Source organism: Collinsella sp. TF08-11AT (assembly GCF_003437035.1).
Classification (GTDB): Bacteria; Actinomycetota; Coriobacteriia; order Coriobacteriales; family Coriobacteriaceae; genus Collinsella.
Genome location: NZ_QSRL01000013.1, coordinates 39,038 through 58,317, shown reverse-complemented (window position 1 = coordinate 58,317; position 19,280 = coordinate 39,038). Strand labels below are relative to the sequence as shown.

At 58.0% G+C, this 19,280-nt stretch carries 13 protein-coding genes; 6 read left to right on the top strand and 7 right to left on the bottom strand.

The window, feature by feature from the left end:
• Positions 1-33: 33 nt before the first annotated feature.
• Positions 34-1,767 carry a DUF262 domain-containing protein gene (locus DXC79_RS08390; RefSeq protein ID WP_117635857.1) on the bottom strand — a complete coding sequence of 578 codons (1,734 nt, stop codon included), beginning with the start codon at positions 1,765-1,767 and terminating at the stop codon, positions 34-36.
• A gap of 289 nt (positions 1,768-2,056) precedes the next feature.
• Between DXC79_RS08390 and DXC79_RS08385 the strand changes: the two genes are divergently transcribed.
• Together DXC79_RS08385 and DXC79_RS08380 are read left to right on the top strand one after the other, a co-directional pair.
• Positions 2,057-2,587 (top strand): flavodoxin family protein, encoded by a 531-nt coding sequence (locus tag DXC79_RS08385; RefSeq protein WP_117635856.1) that lies wholly within the window; start codon positions 2,057-2,059, stop codon positions 2,585-2,587.
• A 180-nt stretch (positions 2,588-2,767) separates the two neighbouring features.
• Positions 2,768-4,057, top strand: coding sequence for an ATP-binding protein (locus tag DXC79_RS08380; RefSeq protein ID WP_089572817.1), 1,290 nt, complete (start codon positions 2,768-2,770; stop codon positions 4,055-4,057).
• Positions 4,058-4,153: 96 nt separating this feature from the next.
• On the opposite strand, the gene DXC79_RS08375 is transcribed toward DXC79_RS08380, so the two are convergent.
• Positions 4,154-6,394 carry a DNA gyrase subunit A gene (locus DXC79_RS08375; protein ID WP_117635855.1) on the bottom strand — a complete coding sequence of 747 codons (2,241 nt, stop codon included), beginning with the start codon at positions 6,392-6,394 and terminating at the stop codon, positions 4,154-4,156.
• 45 nt (positions 6,395-6,439) lie between these two features.
• Positions 6,440-8,437 carry a type IIA DNA topoisomerase subunit B gene (locus DXC79_RS08370; protein WP_117635854.1) on the bottom strand — a complete coding sequence of 666 codons (1,998 nt, stop codon included), beginning with the start codon at positions 8,435-8,437 and terminating at the stop codon, positions 6,440-6,442.
• A 234-nt stretch (positions 8,438-8,671) separates the two neighbouring features.
• Here DXC79_RS08370 and DXC79_RS08365 point away from each other — a divergent pair, with 234 nt between their 5' ends.
• Positions 8,672-9,232, top strand: coding sequence for a sugar O-acetyltransferase (locus tag DXC79_RS08365; protein WP_117635853.1), 561 nt, complete (start codon positions 8,672-8,674; stop codon positions 9,230-9,232).
• Positions 9,233-9,407: 175 nt separating this feature from the next.
• Here the strand turns inward: DXC79_RS08365 and DXC79_RS08360 are convergent, their stop codons facing one another.
• Together DXC79_RS08360 and DXC79_RS10115 are read right to left on the bottom strand one after the other, a co-directional pair.
• The gene (locus tag DXC79_RS08360; RefSeq protein ID WP_147327492.1) at positions 9,408-13,775 is read right to left on the bottom strand and encodes a hypothetical protein; all 4,368 of its coding nucleotides are present in this window, start codon (positions 13,773-13,775) and stop codon (positions 9,408-9,410) included.
• Positions 13,776-13,930: 155 nt separating this feature from the next.
• Positions 13,931-14,935, bottom strand: coding sequence for a helix-turn-helix transcriptional regulator (locus DXC79_RS10115; RefSeq protein WP_199408678.1), 1,005 nt, complete (start codon positions 14,933-14,935; stop codon positions 13,931-13,933).
• 297 nt (positions 14,936-15,232) lie between these two features.
• Here DXC79_RS10115 and guaA point away from each other — a divergent pair, with 297 nt between their 5' ends.
• Positions 15,233-16,213: a glutamine-hydrolyzing GMP synthase gene (gene guaA / locus DXC79_RS08350; RefSeq protein ID WP_117635851.1), complete on the top strand. Its 981-nt coding sequence runs from the start codon at positions 15,233-15,235 to the stop codon at positions 16,211-16,213.
• A gap of 74 nt (positions 16,214-16,287) precedes the next feature.
• On the opposite strand, the gene DXC79_RS08345 is transcribed toward guaA, so the two are convergent.
• Together DXC79_RS08345 and DXC79_RS08340 are read right to left on the bottom strand one after the other, a co-directional pair.
• On the bottom strand, positions 16,288-17,439 hold the full coding sequence (locus DXC79_RS08345) for a cell wall metabolism sensor histidine kinase WalK (RefSeq protein ID WP_117635850.1): 1,152 nt from the start codon (positions 17,437-17,439) through the stop codon (positions 16,288-16,290).
• Positions 17,436-18,110, bottom strand: coding sequence for a response regulator transcription factor (locus DXC79_RS08340; protein WP_117635849.1), 675 nt, complete (start codon positions 18,108-18,110; stop codon positions 17,436-17,438). Before DXC79_RS08340 ends, DXC79_RS08345 begins: the two co-directional genes overlap by 4 nt.
• A gap of 89 nt (positions 18,111-18,199) precedes the next feature.
• Between DXC79_RS08340 and DXC79_RS08335 the strand changes: the two genes are divergently transcribed.
• Positions 18,200-18,346, top strand: a complete 147-nt coding sequence (locus DXC79_RS08335) for a CD1871A family CXXC motif-containing protein (protein WP_197032826.1) — start codon at positions 18,200-18,202, stop codon at positions 18,344-18,346.
• Positions 18,291-19,250: a 4Fe-4S binding protein gene (locus DXC79_RS08330; RefSeq protein ID WP_199408677.1), complete on the top strand. Its 960-nt coding sequence runs from the start codon at positions 18,291-18,293 to the stop codon at positions 19,248-19,250. The genes DXC79_RS08335 and DXC79_RS08330 overlap by 56 nt, the downstream gene beginning before the upstream one ends.
• Positions 19,251-19,280: the final 30 nt, after the last annotated feature.

Here is a 19,280-nt window from a genome sequence, read left to right as displayed (position 1 = left end):
GTACTTGGTTAGTCTTTCGAACGTGTTCGCTCCTTAGCTCAAAAGTCCGTTGTCGCCCAGGTAGTCCACGAAGGCATCGATGATCCGTGCCGTGCGAGTCGCGATGTCTATTTCGGTGAAGTCTTCCATGACTTGTGTCAGGCGCTTGAGTTCCGCGATCTTTGTTCCGGCTTTGCGCTTGCCATTGCCGTCGGTGTATCCCTCATAGTACTTGCGTTTATCGCTGAATCTGTAGTCGGCCGCGCGGATGTTTACACGCTTCTCGAGCAGCGCCTTGTTACCCAGCGCCTCCAGGTTGGATTGGTCGACGAGCGGGTCTACCTCGTTGCGCTTCTTGGCATAGATGTGCTCAATTTCGAGCGTGGTGTCTAGGTCCATGAGTGGTTGATCTGGGTCTGCGTACGCCCACCAAGTGAGCATGGACTTCGTTACAGGCCTGCCGTTGGTGAACACGTAGGTTCGGAATCGCTCAGCAATATTTGCGCGATTGAAGTGGTGGTTGGGAAACTCCACCGGGCGGTGCTCCACGATGTTGATCATCTCGGGATACACTGGCGAACGCAGCGCATTTACGCCGGGACGCTCAATGGCGTAGGCGAGAACGAATGCCGTGATCTTGTTTAGAAAGCCGTAGAGTGCCTCGTCATCGAGGACACTTTTGCTGTCGCGGTTGGCAAGGAACCAGACGCTTAGCAGATAGGTCCACATGCCGTTGGGGGCGTAGCCCAGCACGAAGAGCCTGCGGAGCACGCGCTCACTGAACCCTTCCTGCGCATCGACGCGTTTCCAGAAGCCGAGCAGCGCCTCGAGATCGTCGAGCGTGGCGTCCTCCTTGAGCATGGCGTAGCCATCGGCACCGAAGAAGTCGCGCAACGATGCGGTGGTCGTGTCGCGGATGCCTTTCTTCGCGCGGCGGTAGTACATATAGCGCGTAAATAGCTCATCGGTTGGTGTACCGCGCATGGGCCGGAAGATAGCGTTCGCTCCCTCCTCGAGCGCCTTCCAGCGACGGATGAACTCGTCCTTGCGCCCCGTGTCGGAATAATGCTTGTAGAACTGGCTTTTGAAGATGTCGGCATCCGAGAGAGGCAGCCCTCGGTCGTTTAGAGTCGAGAAGATGCGTAGCGCGGTGTCCTGCGACTCCGCTTCAATGGGCAACAGTATCACATTGTTGATGACGCGTGTGGCCATGTAGACGGTGTAGGTGGGCCACTCGCTCACCAGTTTTTCAATTTTCCTCTGGAAGAAAGCGAAGTTGCGGGCATAAGCGCTCTTCCAGCCATCGCCTACGTTGCCCTCTCGTAAAATCTCGAGGAATTCATTCTTGTCGTTGTCCGATGCAACCTCGGAGTCGATCTTGAGGCGCTCCATGTCGGGCTCGTCGAACTCGTCGGTTTTCCATACACAACGGGCGATTGCCTCGCGCATCTTCACAGACTGCTTATCCTTCATGTTGGTGAACTTGTCGTAGAACGCGCGGAGCAGCAGCATGATGGTGGTGAGGCGTTGCTGGCCGTCAATGATCTCGAGTTGACCAGAGAGGTTCTTAAAGGTGACGATGGGTCCTAGAAAGTATTCGTCGTTCTCGCTGTCGAAACGCTCGTAGTCATCGCCTGGAAAAGCGAACGAGAACAGGTCGTCCCACAGCGTTGCGCATTCATCCTCGCCCCAGGCGTAGGGCCTCTGGTAGTCGGGGATGAGGAAGTCCGATCGCTTATCGGTGAGAAGATCGCGAATCGATCGCTGGTCGATGTTGAGCTTGGACATGAGCTGTACCTTCCGCGCGGGAACAATCAAGATGACACGGATTATATCGCCGAAGTCGTCATTCGCTCTATTGCTGCGAGCTACTGAATCTGGCAACCTCTGGCCAACCCTTACGGTTTCATGTCGTGATCCATATCGGCGCTGATTAATGTCCGTGATGCTTCTGCTTGCACCTTCTTTGGAGAGCGCGAGCGAGAGATGCGATCTACAGACGTCTGAATAGCTCCATCCGTTTTGGTTACAACAAAATGTGTGCCGCGCGCCTGCGGCATGAAGAAGGGAGATTCTTGTGAATATCGTTGTATTGAGCGGCAGCCCGCGTAAGGGCGCCAATACCGATACCATGGTCGAGGCGTTTGCCGAGACCGCGCGCGAGGGCGGCCATACGGTCGAGGTCATCCGCGTTGCCAGCAAGAAGATCGCCGGCTGCCTGGGATGCCAGTACTGCTTCGCCCATGAGGGCACCTGCGTGCAGAAGGATGACATGGCCAACGTGATTGAGTCGCTGAAAGACACCGACATGGTTGTCTTCGCTTCGCCTATCTACTGGTTTGATATCACTGCGCAGGAAAAGACCGCCATCGACCGCCTGTACGCCTTCGGTGCCACGGGTTTCCCGTTCACCAAGACGGCCCTTTTGCTCGATAGCCACAGCGAGGGTGTCTATGATGCGGCGATCGCTATGTACAAGTCAACCTGCGCGTACTGCAAGTGGGAGGACCAGGGCATTGTCACGATTGGTGGCATGACCGAGCGCGACAGCATGGCATCGTCGCCCAAGTTGAAAGAGGTGCGAGAGCTCGCTCGCAAGCTCGCCTAAGGACAAGAAGAACGCATGGCAATCAGCGTTGGTGGAAATGCTTGCTGTCCTTACCGAGAGATAGGGGCGAATTCCCTCAAGTGCCGTATAGAACAATTTTTAAACGCAGAAAAATAACTGAAAACAAATTAATCCGCGTTAAAATATTGTCACATAGAAGTTCATGAGGGAAGGTTACGTATGCGTCGCAAGGCAGACGAGCTCCTTAGGGAATGGCGAGACAGAGCTGATAGAAAACCTTTGCTGGTCAAAGGCGTGCGCCAGTGTGGCAAGACCTATTTGCTCAGAACGTACGCCCAGGATCTTTTCGAATCGGTTGTCTACGTTAATCTTGAGAACGACCGGTCGGCGCGAGCGGATTTTTCGGGCGGTCTTGACCCTCATTCGATCGTACGTGCGATCGAGGCTCGTACGGGACAGCGTATCGTGCCTGGCAAAACCTTATTGTTCATTGACGAGATCCAGGCATGCGAGGAAGCGCTCACTTCCCTTAAATACTTTTGCGAAGATGCTCCCGAGTATTACGTTGCGGCTGCCGGGTCGCTTCTTGGGGTTGCCATTAACCATCAGTCGTATTCGTTCCCCGTCGGAAAGACCGACTTGATTGAGATGACTCCACTCGATTTCGAGGAGTTTCTCTGGGCGATGGGGCACGATCAGCTGGTCGACGAGATACGCTCATCATTCGAGATAATGGGTCCTCTTGCGCCAAGCCTTCATGAAAAGGCGCTTGGGCTCTATCGACAGTATCTTGTTGTTGGCGGAATGCCCGAGGCGGTCCAAACGTACATCGATGATCAGTCAATCATTGATGTGGCCGAAAAGCATCGGATTATTCTCGACGGATATTCCGCCGACACCAATAAATATGCTGATGAACGCTTGAGCGCAAAGACGCGTGCGTGCTTCGATTCCATTCCACAGCAGCTTGCCAAAGAGAATCGTAAATTTCAATACAAGGTAGTGCGAGCGGGGGGCAATGCGTCTCTCTTTGGAGATGCTCTCGATTGGCTTGTATTGTCGGGTACGGTGGCGCGCTGCAGCCTAGTCGGGCAGATCGAAAGCCCCTTAGAGGCCTTCGTTAACCCTTCTGCTTTTAAAATCTATCAGGCGGATACAGGGCTGCTCGTCTCCAAGGCCGGTGCTCAACGCGCCGATATTCTAGCCGGCATCGGCGGCACATTCATGGGTGCACTTACCGAAAACTACGTTGCCCAACAGCTTTCAGCCATGGGCTATCCGCTGCATTATTGGGCGCGAGATAATCGTGCGGAAATCGACTTTGTAGTAGAGAAGCAGGGATGCTTGTCTGCGATTGAAGTCAAGGCGGGGGAGAACACAAGATCTCGAAGCCTTTCCTCACTTAAAAAGACCCATCCGGGTGTGCGCCTTATCAGGCTATCTACGAAGCCCTTTGGAATGAATGATGGGCTTATGTCTGTTCCACTTTATGCGGCATTTTGTCTATAGGGATGATGCTGCTGTAATGCATGGGGCCCGGAGCGCGGCATTTACTGTGCTCTGGGCCCCACCGTTTTGAGAGCTTATGGCGGTTCTGCCGTCATCCTAGTCAAACAGACTCGGCATGTCGTTTTCCTTCATGAGGGCACCGGCAGAGGGGAGGCTCTGCGCGGTGAACTTTTCGGCCGAGACGCCGGCGCCAAGGATTTCCTCGGTCGTGCCAACGGTGGTGACCGAGCGGCCCTTCTTGGCCGTAAAGGCCTGGACGCCCTGCGTGTTGGTGGTCGTCTTGGTCTTGAGCAGTGACGTGTTGAAGTTCATCAAACGATAGTCGCTCGAGACCAGCGCGATGTCGCGATCTTCCTTGAGTACCTGCGCATACAGCAGCTTGCTGCCGCCATAGATGGCGTTCTTCAGGCGTTTGCGGTTGGTCTTGGTGACGTATCCGGAAAGTGCAACGCGCACCACGCGGCCGTTCTCAAAGACAAACAGCACGTCGGCCTTGTAGTCCTCGGGGTCGATGACCCAGATGACGCTCTCGTCGGGTTCCATCTCAAGATCGGTCGGAAGGTACGAGCCCAGCTGGGCCGACTTGGTGTCCTCAAACGCCGCGACCTTGCACTTGTACACCTGGCTCTTGTTGGTAAAGACCAGCAGCTCGTGCGTGTTGGAGGACGGGAACTCGATAAAGGGTTTGTCGCCGTCCTTGTACTTGAGCGTGGTCGCCTTCTTGAGCACGCGGTCCGTCATCTTCTTGAGGTAGCCATCGCGCGAAAGCATGATGGTAACCGGGTACTCCTCGACCTCGGGCTCCAGGCTTACCTCGATAACCTCATGGGGCTCGATCCTGCCCGTGCGGCGCGGCATCACGTACTTCTTGTTGACCGCGGCCAGCTCGTCGCTGATAACCTTCTTGATGTTTTCCTCGCTCGAAAGGATCTCCTCAAGCTCGGCGATCTCGCCCTCGAGCTTTGCAATGTCCTTGGTGCGGTTGAGGATGTACTCCTCGTTGATGTTGCGGAGCTTGAGCTCGGCGACAAACTCGGCCTGGGTCTCGTCGATGTCGAAACCCTTCATAAGGTTGGGTACAACCTCTGCCTCGAGCTTAGTGCCGCGGATGATGGCGATGGCCTTGTCGATGTCGAGCAGAATTGCCTCAAGGCCGTGCAGCAGGTGCAGACGCTCGGACTTTTTGCCCAGGTCAAAGTTAATGCGGCGACGCGTGGACTCAATACGCCACTTGACCCACTCGTGCAGGATCTGGCGCACGCCCATAACACGGGGATAGCCGTCGACGAGCACGTTGAAGTTGCACGAGAACGAATCCTGCAGCGTGGTCGAGCGATAGAGCTTGGCCATGAGCTTGTCGGGGTCGACACCGCGCTTAAGGTCGATGGCGATACGCAGACCCGAAAGGTCGGTTTCATCGCGGATGTCTGCGATCTCCTTGACCTTGCCCTCCTTAGAGAGCTTGACGATGCGCTCGATGATGACATCGGTCTTGGTGGTGTAGGGAATCTCGTAGACCTCGATGATGCGCTCTTCGGGAATCCAGCGCCAGCGGGAGCGAATCTGGAAGCTGCCCAGGCCGGTCTCGACGATTTTCTCCATCTCCTCGCGGCGGTAGATAATCTCGCCGCCGGTCGAGAAGTCGGGCATGGGCATGTACTCGAGCAGGTCGCAGTCGGGATCCTGCAGGTAGTGCATCGTGGCGGTGCAGACCTCGTTGAGGTTGAAACCGCAGATGTCGGACGCCATGGCGACGCCGATGCCCTTATTGGCCGAGACAAGGATGTTGGGGAACGTGGTGGGCAGCAGGCGCGGCTCCTTCATGGCGCCGTCGTAGCTGTCGACGAAGTCGACCGGGTCCTTGTCGATGTCCTTGAAGATCTCGGCGCTGATGGGGGAGAGCTTAGCCTCGGTATAGCGCGAGGCGGCGTAGCTCAGGTCGCCCGAATAGTACTTGCCAAAGTTGCCCTTCGACTCCACGAAGGGGGCAAGCAGCGCCTCATTGCCGGTGGCCAGACGCACCATCGTCTCGTAGATCGCGGCGTCGCCGTGCGGGTTGAGCTTCATGGTCTGGCCCACGATGTTGGCGCTCTTCTGGCGCTCGCCCTTGAGCAGACCCATCTTGTACATGGTGTAGAGCAGCTTGCGATGCGAGGGCTTAAAGCCGTCGATCTCGGGGAACGCACGCGAGACGTTGACGCTCATGGCGTAGGGCATGTAGTTAACCTCGAGCGTCTGCGTGATCGGCTGGTCGGTGACCTCGGAGTGCAGGCCGATGACGTTCTCGGCGTTGACCTGCTTTTTCTTTGGCTGGTTCTTCGTCTTCTTCTTTGCCACGATTTCCTCTTGAACTTCTTATGGGCCGTCGTTATCGATTTGCTGCTATTGCAGGTCCAGCTGGTCCAGGTATTCCTTGCCGTGCTCGGAGATATGGCGCTTGCGGCCTGCTTCGTCGTTGCCCAGCAAAAGGTTGAACATAGTCTCCATCTTGGTGACGTCCTCGGGCTCCACCTTGATCAGGCGGCGCGTCTCGGGGTTCATGGTGGTGAGCCACATCATGTCCGGATCGTTCTCACCAAGACCCTTGGAGCGGTTGATGGAACACTTCTGGTCGCCGATCTCCTTAAGGATGCCGTTCTTCTCGAGCTCGGTGTAGGCAAAGTAGGTCTTCTCTTTGCAGTTGATCTCGTAGAGCGGCGATTCGGCGATATACACGTAGCCCTCGTCGATAAGTGTGGGCACCAGGCGGTAGAGCATGGTGAGCACGAGCGTGCGGATGTGATAGCCGTCGACGTCGGCGTCCGTACAGATGATGACCTTGTTCCAGTTGAGGTTGTCCAGGTCAAAGGCACCAAGGTTCTTGATCCGCTTGTCCTTGATCTCCACGCCGCAGCCCAGCACGCGCATAAGGTCCATGATGATGTCGGACTTAAAGATGCGCGGGTAGTCCTCCTTTAGGCAGTTGAGGATCTTGCCGCGGACGGGCATAACGCCCTGGAACTCGGCGTCGCGCGACGTTCGGATGGCGCCAGCTGCCGAGTCGCCCTCTACGATGTAGATCTCGCGACGGTTTTTGTCCTTGGAACGGCAGTCGATGAACTTCTGCACGCGGTTGGCCATGTCGGTCTTCTGCTGCAGGTTGGTTTTGATGCTCTGGCGGGTCTTCTCGGCGTTCTCACGCGAGCGCTTGTTGATGAGCACCTGCTCCACAATCTTGTTGGCGGCGTCTTTGTTCTCGATCAAATAGGTCGAGAGACGCTCCTTAAAGAAGGCGGTCATGGCCTGCTGGATAAAGCGGTTATTGATAGCCTTCTTGGTCTGGTTTTCGTAGGACGTCTGGGTGGAGAAGCAGTTGGTCACCAGTACCAGGCAGTCCTGGACGTCCTGCCATTTGATGCCGCTCTCGTTTTTGTTGTACTTGCCCTGTTGCTTGATGTAGGCGTCGATGGCGCTGGTCAGAGCACTGCGGGCCGCCTTCTCGGGCGAACCGCCGTTCTCGAGCCAGGAGGAATTGTGGTAGTACTCCTGCATCATGAAAGTGCGCGAGAAGCACATGCAAGCAGTGATTTTTACGTTGTAATCGGGCAGGTCCTCGCGATCGCGACCGCGACGGTCGGCCTCGATAAAGAAGGGCTCGGTAAGGTAGTCGGTACCGACCTTCTCGAGCACGTAGTCCTCGATGCCCTTGGGATAGCAAAAATCCTCTTCGGAAAACTCGCCATCGTCGCCCTCGATGCGTAGGCGGAAGGTCACGTTGGCGTTGACCACGGCCTGACGGCGCATGGTCTCGCGATACCAGTCGTGGGGAATGCTAATCGAGGTAAAGACCTCAAGATCGGGGCGCCACTTGATGGTGGTGCCGGTGCGGTTCTCGTCACTGGGCTCAATCTCGAGTGCCTTCTTCTTGGCGCCGACGACCTTGCCTTTCTTAAAGTGCAGGGAGTACTTGTTGCCGTCGCGCCAGACGGTGACGTTCATGTACTCGGAAGCGTACTGGGTCGCGCACGAGCCCAGGCCGTTGGTGCCGAGCGAGAAGTCGTAGTCGCCGCCCTGGTTGTTGTTGTACTTGCCGCCGGCGTAGAGCTCGCAGAAGACGAGCTCCCAGTTAAAGCGCTTCTCGGAAGGGTTCCAGTCGAGCGGGCAGCCACGGCCATTGTCCTCTACCTGAATAGAGCCATCGCGAAAGGCGGTGAGGGTGATGAGCTTGCCGTAGCCCTGGCGCGCCTCGTCAACGGCGTTGGACAGGATCTCGAAGGCGGCATGCGCGCAACCGTCGAGTCCGTCCGAGCCAAAGATGACGGCGGGGCGCAGGCGTACGCGCTCCTCGTCCTTGAGCTGGCGGATACTGTCGTTACCATAGTTTGCGGTGTTTTTTGCCATACTCGCTCTCTCGGTGCTCCTTTGCTGCGTTTTAGTCATATAGATAGTCAAGGTAGCATAGCCCAGCCCTTGGGCGATTCCACCCAACACGAAATCCATCGAACAATCGTTCGGAGTCGGGCACCTTTGGCTTCTGCGGTCATTCCCTGCGCGGTGTGGTGCTCGTGTTAAAACCGTGGCTTATCGGCTGGTAGAATTGCCGCATCAAGACTGCATGTTGTTTGAGGGGGCGCAATGACCGAGAAAGAGAAGATGGAGCGCGGTGAGTGGCATGATGCCAACTTTGACGAGGAGCTCCTGGCGCAACGCGCGAAGGCGGAGGCGCTCTGCTATGACTTTAATATGGCAAAACCTGGAAGCGACGCACAGCTCGATGCTTTGAAGTCCTTGCTCGATACCGATCTTCCCGGGGGGCTGACGGTCCTTTCGCCTGCCTACTTTGACTACGGGAGCAAGACGACCTTTGGTGAGGGCTGTTTTGTAAACCATGGCTGCTACTTTATGGACGGCGGCTCTATCACCTTTGGTGGCAACGTGTTTATCGGGCCGTTTTGCGGCTTCTACACCGCTTCGCACCCCCTAAAGGCAAAGGACCGCAACTTGGGTCTCGAGAAGGCTCTGCCCATCGTTGTCGGCGATAACTGCTGGTTTGGCGCGAACGTGTCAGTGCTGCAGGGAGTTACCATCGGCAGCGGTTGCGTAATTGCCGCGGGCAGCGTCGTGACGGAAGACCTTCCAGACAACGTGGTGGCGGCAGGCGTCCCCGCAGTCGTCAAGAAGACCATCGAACAATAACGAAGCCCTTAAACGATAGTGCCCCACTGTCCTCGGTGGAATGCGGGGCGAGGAAGCCGAGCTCGACTCCGCTGGCGACATCTAATGCGCAATGGGCTGGCTCTGGGTATTCAGAACCAGCCCATTTTGGTGTTCGATGAGCCGGGTCGGCGTCTCTCGCAAAAGTAACTTGGAGCTAGCGAGGCTTATCCGAATTGACCTCATCGGCGGCGTCTTTTTCGAGCGCCGTGCGGCGGGCGCTGTAGGCGATGAGGCCCGCGCCTGCCGCGGCGAGTGCTGCAGCGGCTGCCGTAAGGGCAGCGTTGACATCGCCCGTGCCCGCAAGCGCGCCCGCTTTTCCGGAGCGCTTGTTATTGCCGTGGTCCTTGCCGCTGCCGGAGCTGCTTCCGCCGGAGCCGCCGCCCTCGTCAGTATCGCTGCCACTCGAGCCACCATCGCCGTCCGCCGTCATCGGGGCGTCGTGAAGTCCTGTCGTATCCGCGCTGTCACATATGCCGACCTGAACTTCTGAGCGTTCGCATGCCGCGTCGGGCACATGAAGCTCGTGCAATACGGCACCCAGCGCCGAGTTTGCGCCCGGTCGGATTTCCTTGAGCGTTACGGGATCGAGCGCCACCAGGTCACGCGCCTTCGCATACAGCGTTACGCGTTTGCCCACTTCGTCGCTCCAACTCTCGGGGATAGCGAAGCTCATGCGGAACTGTGCCGTGCAACCCGGTGCCAGCACGGCGTTGCCGTTGTCGGCTACCAGCGGGTGCGTTGCAAAACGTGCGCCCAGCGTCTCGAGCGCGTACTTTACGTGTGCCATGTCGTTGGCCGAAGCGTCTTCGGCAAGCTCTGGATCGTAGATCGAAGCCATGCGTGCGTTCGCTCCGAATCCGATGGATGCGCTGGAGAACGGCTGGCTGGAGCCCTCTCGGTACAGATCGATTGTGCCGGCAGTCAGCAAAGTGTTGCCGTCGTTTCGCACCGTGACCATGAAGGATTCGCCTGCTGCTCCGGGCACCACCGCGCCCGAGGTAGCGACCGCGCCCGTCGGAGTGGCACACGCCACCAGAGGCACTTCGATGCCGTGCAGCTCTGCCTCGCTCTTCTCCGCGCTCACAATGTGCGTGGCGAGCGCGGAGAGCATGCCTCCCGACGTCAAAAATGTCGTTATCTGATCGACGGGATGGTCCAGCTCGCACATCACGAACGGCTCCGTGAACAGATCGCCTGCCAAGGTGCTGGCGAAGATGCGGAAGTGCTTGCCCATTACTGCTACCGGGTTGCCTTCTTCGTCGTAGGTTTGCCCCACCTTGCCATCGGTGTTCTCTACATAGAGCGCGCACCTGCCGTTGTTGCTTACGCTAAACGATGCCGGGCCACAGCCTGCGGCACCCACGGGCTGCGTTGCAAATGCCGATGCGCCTCGCGTCCAAGTAATATGCTGCAGCTGCTCGTTGACGGTGGCCAAAAAGCCCGAATGTTGTGGCCACGGCACCGCATGGGGCACCGTGGCGTCTGGTGGCATAACGCCCCAGCCCGCAATGGACTGGCCGATCACGGCGTACGATGCGCAGCCGCAACCGTCTGCGGTCTCGTACGCAACGGGCACCACCATTTTGCCGTTGATATTCTCGGGCTCGCTCAGCTCGATACTCGACGGTGCTTGCGGAAAGCGAAGAACTTGGCGGAACGTCAGGCTGTCGCCCAAATCATCCGACCACAGGGTAAAGCATTCCAGCGCAACCTCGGCCTCGCTGCCGAGCGCCTTCTCTGCGGTGGTTCCGCGGCGGTGGAGGTAGGCACCCGACAGGCGTCCGTTGACCAGCGTCTTGCCCACCGTGATACGCGGGCACTGCAGGCAATGGTAGCCATCCTCTTGCAGGCGGCCGCGCGAGATGCTGCGCCATGACGTATGCGACACCACGCGGATCTCGTCATTACTTATGCGCAGGCGCACAACGGACAGTATGCCGGCTGTGCTTGCCGTATCGAAAAGGGTGTTGTCGCCGGCGGGGCGCTCGCCCGAGACCAGCAGCACGTAGGCGTCCTGGTTTCCTCTTCCGTCCGTATATTCCACCACGTCGAAGTCGTAATCGAATATGCCGTCGCGCTCCACGTCGCCCTCGCCAAACCCAAGGGGAAAGTCCACGGGCGTGGGAGCGGACCACGTGCCGTTTGCCTTTGTGTGCACCACCAGGCGCGAGCGGCCATTGTCGCCGTAGCGCACCGAGGCGATACGGAACAGGCATTCTACGCCGGCAATCATCGTTAGCTTCATGTGGGCTTCGCTGAGCACGCCGGAAAACAGCACGTTGTCGCTCGAGGGTTTTATGCCGCCACGCTCGTCCTCCGACACGCCGGCAGAATTGGCGTTCGGGTCCGCAACGGCGTTCGTTGACTGACCGATGTAGGTGTACTCATACATCGGCGCGGCGTTTTCGTCGTTCTCTACCAGTGCATGGACGAAATGCTCGACCTGTCCCGTGTCGTCGCTTTCTGAATCCGCCTCGAGCTCAATGCGCGTGGCCGCTTGATCCCAATCGCGCACGACAGGCGCGGCATTTACGGCAGTGGCCTTAACCTCGGCGCGTGCGAGCAGCTCGGCGTTGGTGACGATGGTGGCCGATGCGATAAACTGCGGCACACCACCTGCCTCGGTGTTGCCGGGCGTGCCGAAGCAGGCATCCAGCGTGTAAGGCGTATCTCCACCCAATGCCAGCTCAGAGCGTTGGGGCACATACCGGTCGTCATTGTTCACCGACATATTCCACGAATCGATGAGTGTGGGCCACGACCCCGACCAAGCCTTGGTGGTCCACTTGAACATTACGAACTGGAGTATCACATCGACATCGACGTCTGCACCCACGCGCAGCCGCGGAAGCTGGTGTCCATCTGCCTTCTCGTACCCAATGAACAGCGTGAGGGATGCGGCACCGCGCACGGCAGACGAAGCGACGCCTGCAACGCCGGCTCCAAAGGTGACGGCAAGTCCGATCTGGATGGTGAACGAGCCCGACGTGTTGGAATAGTCGAGCGAAATGTTCTTGAAAAACGCCGCGCCGCTGCCGTGCGTGTGGGCACCCACAGCGAGCGCCAGCTTCGCCAGCACCCAAGGGTTGACGTTTAGGAAAAATGGCACCGGTCCTAGGGTAAACTGCTCGGTCCAATTGAGGTCAGTTCTTACCTGGAAGAGGGCCTTAATATTGCCGTATGCAGGGTCGTTGTTGTTACCCCAGGTTTTGCCCACCCAATCGTAGGCGAGCGAGCCGTACAGCTGTGTGGCGATATCCATCGTGAACAGCGGCGTGCAATGGTGGCGAAGGAGCTTGGTGTTTCTTGGATCGGTGCCCGAACCGGCACTCATACTCTTGTACTGATTCCACTTCCCCTCCATCTCGTCGAGGTAGCGGTTTGCCTGCTTGGCGCCCGACTCACGCGGCGATTTCTTCCAGTATTCCGGATCAGGGTTGCCCGAATCGTTCATATAGCTGGCTGGTTTGTATCCTCCGCCAAACAGTACGTACCCGGCAAACGAGAAATCGAACAGAATGGGGAACGAGGGCATCCAGCACGTGAACTTATTACCACCGATGCCGGGAAACGATGCGGGGAAATCAAACGGAGTGATCTCTTGGTCCATAGTGGTGGGGACGATAGTGGTCGATCCGGATTCCGCCTTTGCCGCCGGCGCGGTAACAACGGCCATGGGGGAGGAGAGCGTGTAGGTTTTGTCCTGGTAGTCGAGGACAAAGCGCAGCTTGCATCCTTCTTCCAGAAGGCTCGACGCTGCATCGAGGAACTTGTCTTCGAGTGTGAACGTCGCCAGATTATCCGCGCTCGATGCGCTGGCCTTGATCTGACCAATCTGCGTGACGGTTTCGGTTGAGCTGCCCGCAGCGGGCATCACTTTATTGATATGCAATGTTGCCTGCCCGCCCTGCGGCAGATGAGCCTGCACGGTAAATGCGTGCGTATCGGGCTGCTCGTTTGCCGTGTCGTCCTTCGGCAATGCCATGAACGTGGCTTCAGCGTACTGGATGTCCCATTCGTCGAATGTGAGCTGGCGGAAGTACGGCTCGCCGTCGGAAAGCGGACGCGTGGGCGCGGTTATGGCGGTGCCGCCCTGGATACGCGCAAGGGGAATCTCGACATCGCGGTAGCCCGCCATGCTAATGGAGATGCCGCCGTTAAAGTCGTACGCGTCAAGGAGCTTTGCCTCGTCTACGTAGCCTTCCGAAAGCGAGGCAATCTCAAAGATGGCCGTGCCTTCGTCATCGGTCGTGGCGGCGAGCTGCTTGCCTGCGGCGTAGCGCGACGTGAGCGTGACCTGCGCTCCCTTGATGGGCATATTCTTGTTGGCGACGTCGACCACGACCACACCAAACATGGTGCGCGAGAGAACGAGCACCCTGAAGGGGTCTTTTTCGTCGGCATAGGCCGCGGTGGGCGCGAACGGCAGCAGGAAGGCATTTTCGCTTCCCGGCACGCGAGGCAACATGATGCTCGCTAGTGAGGACGCTCCGGCAACAAGTAACGAACGGCGATCAAGCATCTTGGGCTCCCATCCCGCAAATATCGGTGGAAATAATCCAATTTTGCGAGAAGACGCTTCGTGGCGGTAGTGCCGTTCAAGGGTCAAAATGTCCAAATTGATCGAGCGAAGCGCCGGGTTCCGGAACGCGTTCGATGCGCTTGGCAGCCCGGTCGCTAACGCAACATGTGCGCGACCAGCTCGGCGCGTGTGCCGATGCCAAGCTTTGCGTATACGCCGGATAGGCGGTTTTTGACGGTGCCCGGCGATACTCCCATATGGCGTGCGATTTCAGCGTTGGTCCATCCGCGGCAGGCGAGCATGGCCATGGTGAACTCTGTGGTCGTTAAATCGTCGGCAACGTCCTCGCCCGAATCGGGGTTGTGGATGCGCCGCCAGCCGTAGCTGAAGCGGTACGTGATCTCGATGATGCGTGCGAAGTCGTCAGGGTATTGCGTTTTTAGGCATGCCTCGATGAGCCCCTGCAAAAGGCCGTGGTGCTCGCCAATGAGCTCGATAAGGCCGTCGGGGCGCGCAATGTCCCAAGCGGCTCCAAAATGCGCTTTTGCGGCGTCGATGTCCTTGAGGCTCATGCATGCCATGGAAGCTGCCAGGTGCAGGAACAGTTCCGAGATGGGATAGCTTCCCTGTTTCATAATTAGGGCGTTTTCCGCCATGCCCAGGCTGCGGCCGTATTCGCCGCGCAGATACAAGGCGTGCGCCATCACGTAGCTGGCGAACAGTCGCAGGCCTTCGGGTAGGTGCGCCGCAAGTGGATAAAACTCTTCGGCAGAATACGGGGAAGGCAAGTGCAGCAGGACGCTCGCGGCCGAGGCGAACAGGATATGCGTGGCGTGGACGGCGGGCGATTCCTCGTCGGCCGGCGTATCGAGGATGCCCGCAAGGCACCGGCGGGCGTCGGCGATACGGTTGAGCGACAGACTGGCGTATCCGCAGATAAAGCATGCGGAATAGCGCAGCGCGGGATCGGTGACGTCAAGATAGGGGTGCGCCGTCTTGGCGGCGAGTGCGGCCTGTCCGCGAAAGTACAGCGCTTCTGCCGTGGCGATGGCGCGTGAATCGGGGTCGGAAATGCCTGCAACCGCAGCGTCAATCTGCCCCGGCACAAAGGCGGTGCACATCAACGGCATGGGAACGCATGGGTAGCCATCGCAGTCCATCTTCCATCTCCCATCAGGTGGCAACAATAGCAGCAATTGTACTCCTGTTGCTCGGGACTGGAATTTGTGGGTATCGTCTACGATTATGCTGAACGTATAAAGGAAGAGTCTATTGGCGATGCTCCCAAGGTGGCTACCGAAGTCTAGCTGACCTTGGGATATAGAAAAACTGCCGCCCCTGCAAAAAGCTCTGTCGCAGCGATGGGAAACGTATCTCGTTCTGCATATAATGAGGTCATATGACGGTGCGTCTGCATACGCGCGGCGCATTTCCATCGAACCGAGAAGGAGCTCTGCATGGATCCCAACAAGCGTCCCGACGACATGGTGCGTATCACCACTCCCGAACTTGCCCAGGTGTTCATCGATGAGCAGGTCGCTGCAATCCGCGAGCAGATCGGCGACAAGAAGGTCCTGCTGGCTCTTTCCGGCGGCGTCGACAGTTCGGTTGTCGCGGCCCTGCTCATCAAGGCCATCGGCAAGCAGCTCATTTGCGTGCATGTGAACCACGGCCTGATGCGCAAGGGTGAGAGCGAACAGGTCATCGACGTCTTCAAGAACCAGATGGACGCTAACCTGGTCTATGTGGACGCGACCGATCGCTTCCTGGATAAGCTCGTGGACGTCGAGGAGCCCGAGGCCAAGCGCAAGATCATCGGTGCCGAGTTTATCCGCGTGTTCGAGGAGGAGGCCCGCAAGGTTGGCGACGAGGTCAGTTTCCTCGCCCAGGGCACCATCTATCCCGACATTCTTGAGTCCCAAGACGGCGTGAAGGCTCACCACAACGTGGGCGGTCTGCCCGAGGATCTGCAGTTTGAGCTCTGCGAGCCCGTCAAACTGCTGTACAAGGACGAGGTCCGCGTCGTGGGTCGCGAGCTCGGCCTGCCCGAGAACATGGTCGAGCGCCAGCCGTTCCCCGGTCCCGGCCTGGGCGTCCGCTGCCTTGGTGCCATCACCCGCGACCGTCTTGAGGCGCTGCGCGAAGCCGACGCGATCGTGCGCGAGGAGATCGACAAGGCGGGTCTGACCATCTGGCAGTATTTTGCCGTCGTGCCCGACTTCCGCGCCACCGGCGTGCGCGAGGGCAAGCGCGCCTACGATTGGCCCTGTATCATCCGTTGCATCAACACCGTCGATGTCATGACCGCCGAGGTGCCTGAGCTCGACTGGGCGTTGCTCAAGCGCATTACCGCCCGCGTCACCGCCGAGGTTCCCGGCATCTGCCGCGTGTGCTACGACCTCACGCCGAAGCCCGTCGGCACGGTGGAGTGGGAGTAGGCTTCTACTCTTTTGGGCGAATTGCATTGACAGGGAGGGGGTCCCGCGCAAACGTGTGCGGGACCCCTTTCGTTTTACTGTTCGGTTAATGCTGCGGATCGTTTTGGAAGGCTTGCGAGCATAGTGGTCCCGTTCTCGGAACTTGCTTCGACCTCTACAGCGCCACCGTGAAGCGCTGCAATCTCCCAAACGAGCGCGAGTCCGAGTCCTGCGCCGCCGTATGCCCTGCTGCGGGATTTATCCAGGCGAAAGAACGGTTGGAAGATGCTCTCGTGGTACTGCTTGGGTATTCCCGGGCCCTGGTCCTCGACTCGCAGGAACACGCGGCTGTTGTTGTCGCAGATGGAGACGTTGACAGTCGAGCCGGGGCGGCTGTAACGGATGGCATTTTCGACCAGGTTAAACACCAGCCGATAGAGGAGCGTGTCGCTCCCGATTACTAAAGCGTCTCCAGCACAATTGAGGGCTATGCCCTTATTTTCGGCAAGTGGCGCAAGGTCGGTGAGGACCTCTTCGGACAAGGGACCAAGTTCAACATCGTCCTCGCAAGGAACGCTGCGGAGCTCACTCATCTCGAGCAACACCTTGGTCATCCGCGACATCCGCTCAGTTTGTTCTTGTAGCAGGCCGAGCAGCTCGGCTGTTTCGGGTTGCAAACCGGAGTGCTCGGAGATGAATAGTTCAATCTGTGCTTGCATAAGGGCGAGCGGGGTGCGAAGCTCGTGTGCGGCGTTGCCGGTAAACTGACGCTGTGCAGAGAACCCTTCGCCAAGACGAGCGATCATGTCGTTGAAAGAGGCGCTGCATCGTTGTAGCTCGGTGGGCACATCTTCATTGAGTCTGATTTCGCTTAGGTTGTCAGGCTGCACACGCTCAACCTGAGCTGCAAAAGCCCGTAGCGGTTTGAGTGCACGGCCGCTCACAAAGTATGCCAGCGCGCCGCCAAGGAGTGTGACTCCAGCCGTGATGTACCAGGCTGTCGTGCCAAAAGACTCCTGTGCGTCATTTACGACGATTGTGACCTTGTCATCGAGGGCCGCTTTCGTTGGGTCGAACGCCTGGAGCGAATCTTCGCCGGTTGCGTTAAAGGCCGAGATGTCGCTGCCGATGGCATCCATGTAGCGCATGCCCGTATAGCCGACCAAGCAGTTCGTCAGTACGCATGCCGCACACGTCAGCAGTGCCGTCATAATCGTTATGCGCCATTGCAGCGAAAGCCCTTTCATTCTCCATCCTCCATAACGTAGCCCTCTCCAATCCGATTGCGAATCGGGTCGTATCCCAAAGCGCTGCGTAGCTTTTTGCGGAGCGACGAGATATGAACGCGGGTTGCGTTGCTAAAGCTGTTGACGCTGCTGTCCCATACATGCTCGATAAGCTCTTCCTGGCTCACCGGCCGCCCCTGGTTAAGCATCAGGTATTCCAAGATGCCGGTCTCCTTGCGCGTGAGGGATAGGGTCTCGCCGCCCACGGAGGCGAGGCGCGCCTTGGTGTCAAAGCTCAACAATCCACAGGCTAGAACAACGTCGTTTTGCGTAAAGCGCCTGAGCGTGAGACTGCGTATGCGTGCCGCCAGCTCGTCAAGATGGAACGGCTTGGTGAGGTAGTCGTTGGCGCCCGCATCGAGCCCCGCTACCTTGTCGGAGACCTCGCCACGTGCCGAGAGCACAAGCACCTTGGTCTCACAATCAGTTGTCCTGAGTTGCCTGAGCACGGTCATGCCGTCGACATGGGGGAGATTGAGGTCGAGCACGACAAGATCAAAGGTCTCGACATCGAGCAGATCGAGGGCCTGCTGCCCGTCGTAGCAGCAGTCGACGCTATAGGCTAAGTTGCGCAGGCTGCGTGCGATCGCATCGCACAGCGCCCGCTCGTCCTCGACGACCAAGATGCGCATAACGTTCTCCTTGCATAGTCATTCGCGCTTAACACGGATTTTATAGTCGGTATGGTCCAATGGGTCGCGAAACGAAAGGAGTGGTCAGATTGTTCAAAGCGATTAAGCCTGTGGCGCAGGTGGCTTTGCTGATCGTTGGGGTAGCCATGGTTGGCTTTGGCATTATGCGCGGCGAGGCAGATGCCGTGCTGGCCAAGGCAATCAGGCTGTGCTTGGAGTGTATCGGAATTGGTTAAAAGAAAAAATACCGTATCGCATCTTTTGGCGAGATTTCGCGGATTGATTCAGGCGGCGGCAACGCTTGCGACCAATATTCACCTGCCTAACTTTGCCAAGGGCGGTATCTACCAGGGAGCCGGCAAAGCCGTCTGCGTGCCGGGGCTTAACTGCTACTCGTGTCCGGCGGCCTCGGGTGCGTGCCCCATCGGGTCGTTTCAGTCGGTGGTGGGCTCGTCTAAGTTTAGCTTTTCGTATTACGTCACCGGAACGCTCATTCTGATCGGCGTGCTGCTGGGACGTTTTGTATGCGGCTTTTTGTGCCCGTTTGGATGGCTGCAAGAGCTTCTGCATAAGATTCCCAGCAAAAAGCTCTCCACGAAAAAGCTCAAGCCGCTCACGTACATCAAGTATGCCGTGCTGCTGTTTGCCGTGGTGCTGCTGCCCGTCTTGGTGGTAAACGATGTGGGCATGGGCGACCCGTTCTTTTGCAAGTACATCTGTCCGCAGGGCGTGCTCGAGGGCGCGATTCCGCTGTCGATCATGAACGTGGGAATCCGCTCCGCGCTGGGAAAGCTCTTTACCTGGAAGCTCGCGATCCTCATTGCGGTTGCGGTGCTGAGCGTGCTGTTCTACCGCCCCTTCTGTAAATGGATTTGCCCCCTCGGCGCATTTTATGCACTCATGAACAAGGTGTCGTTGCTGGGGATTCAGGTCGATCATTGTAAATGCGTCTCGTGCGGCAAGTGCGCCAGGGTGTGTCAAATGGACGTGGACGTTACGCGTACGCCCAACCATGCCGAGTGCATTCGTTGCGGCAAATGCGTGGGCGCGTGCCCCGTCGATGCTATTAGCTTTCGCTATGGGCTGGGTGTGACGGGCGACAAACCCGCGCAGTCCACGCAAGCCTGCGAAAACAAATAGGTACCTATATAAGTTTCGATATAAACGGAG

Excerpts from the sequence above, each read along its gene's own strand:
- DXC79_RS08390 (WP_117635857.1), bottom strand. The coding sequence starts at position 1,767 with ATGTCCAAGCTCAACATCGACCAGCGATCGATTCGCGATCTTCTCACC.
- DXC79_RS08380 (WP_089572817.1), top strand. The coding sequence starts at position 2,768 with ATGCGTCGCAAGGCAGACGAGCTCCTTAGGGAATGGCGAGACAGAGCT.
- DXC79_RS08370 (WP_117635854.1), bottom strand. The coding sequence starts at position 8,437 with ATGGCAAAAAACACCGCAAACTATGGTAACGACAGTATCCGCCAGCTC.
- DXC79_RS08365 (WP_117635853.1), top strand. The coding sequence starts at position 8,672 with ATGACCGAGAAAGAGAAGATGGAGCGCGGTGAGTGGCATGATGCCAAC.
- DXC79_RS08360 (WP_147327492.1), bottom strand. The coding sequence starts at position 13,775 with ATGCTTGATCGCCGTTCGTTACTTGTTGCCGGAGCGTCCTCACTAGCG.
- DXC79_RS10115 (WP_199408678.1), bottom strand. The coding sequence starts at position 14,935 with ATGGACTGCGATGGCTACCCATGCGTTCCCATGCCGTTGATGTGCACC.
- guaA (WP_117635851.1), top strand. The coding sequence starts at position 15,233 with ATGGATCCCAACAAGCGTCCCGACGACATGGTGCGTATCACCACTCCC.
- DXC79_RS08345 (WP_117635850.1), bottom strand. The coding sequence starts at position 17,439 with ATGAAAGGGCTTTCGCTGCAATGGCGCATAACGATTATGACGGCACTG.
- DXC79_RS08340 (WP_117635849.1), bottom strand. The coding sequence starts at position 18,110 with ATGCGCATCTTGGTCGTCGAGGACGAGCGGGCGCTGTGCGATGCGATC.
- DXC79_RS08330 (WP_199408677.1), top strand. The coding sequence starts at position 18,291 with ATGCCGTGCTGGCCAAGGCAATCAGGCTGTGCTTGGAGTGTATCGGAA.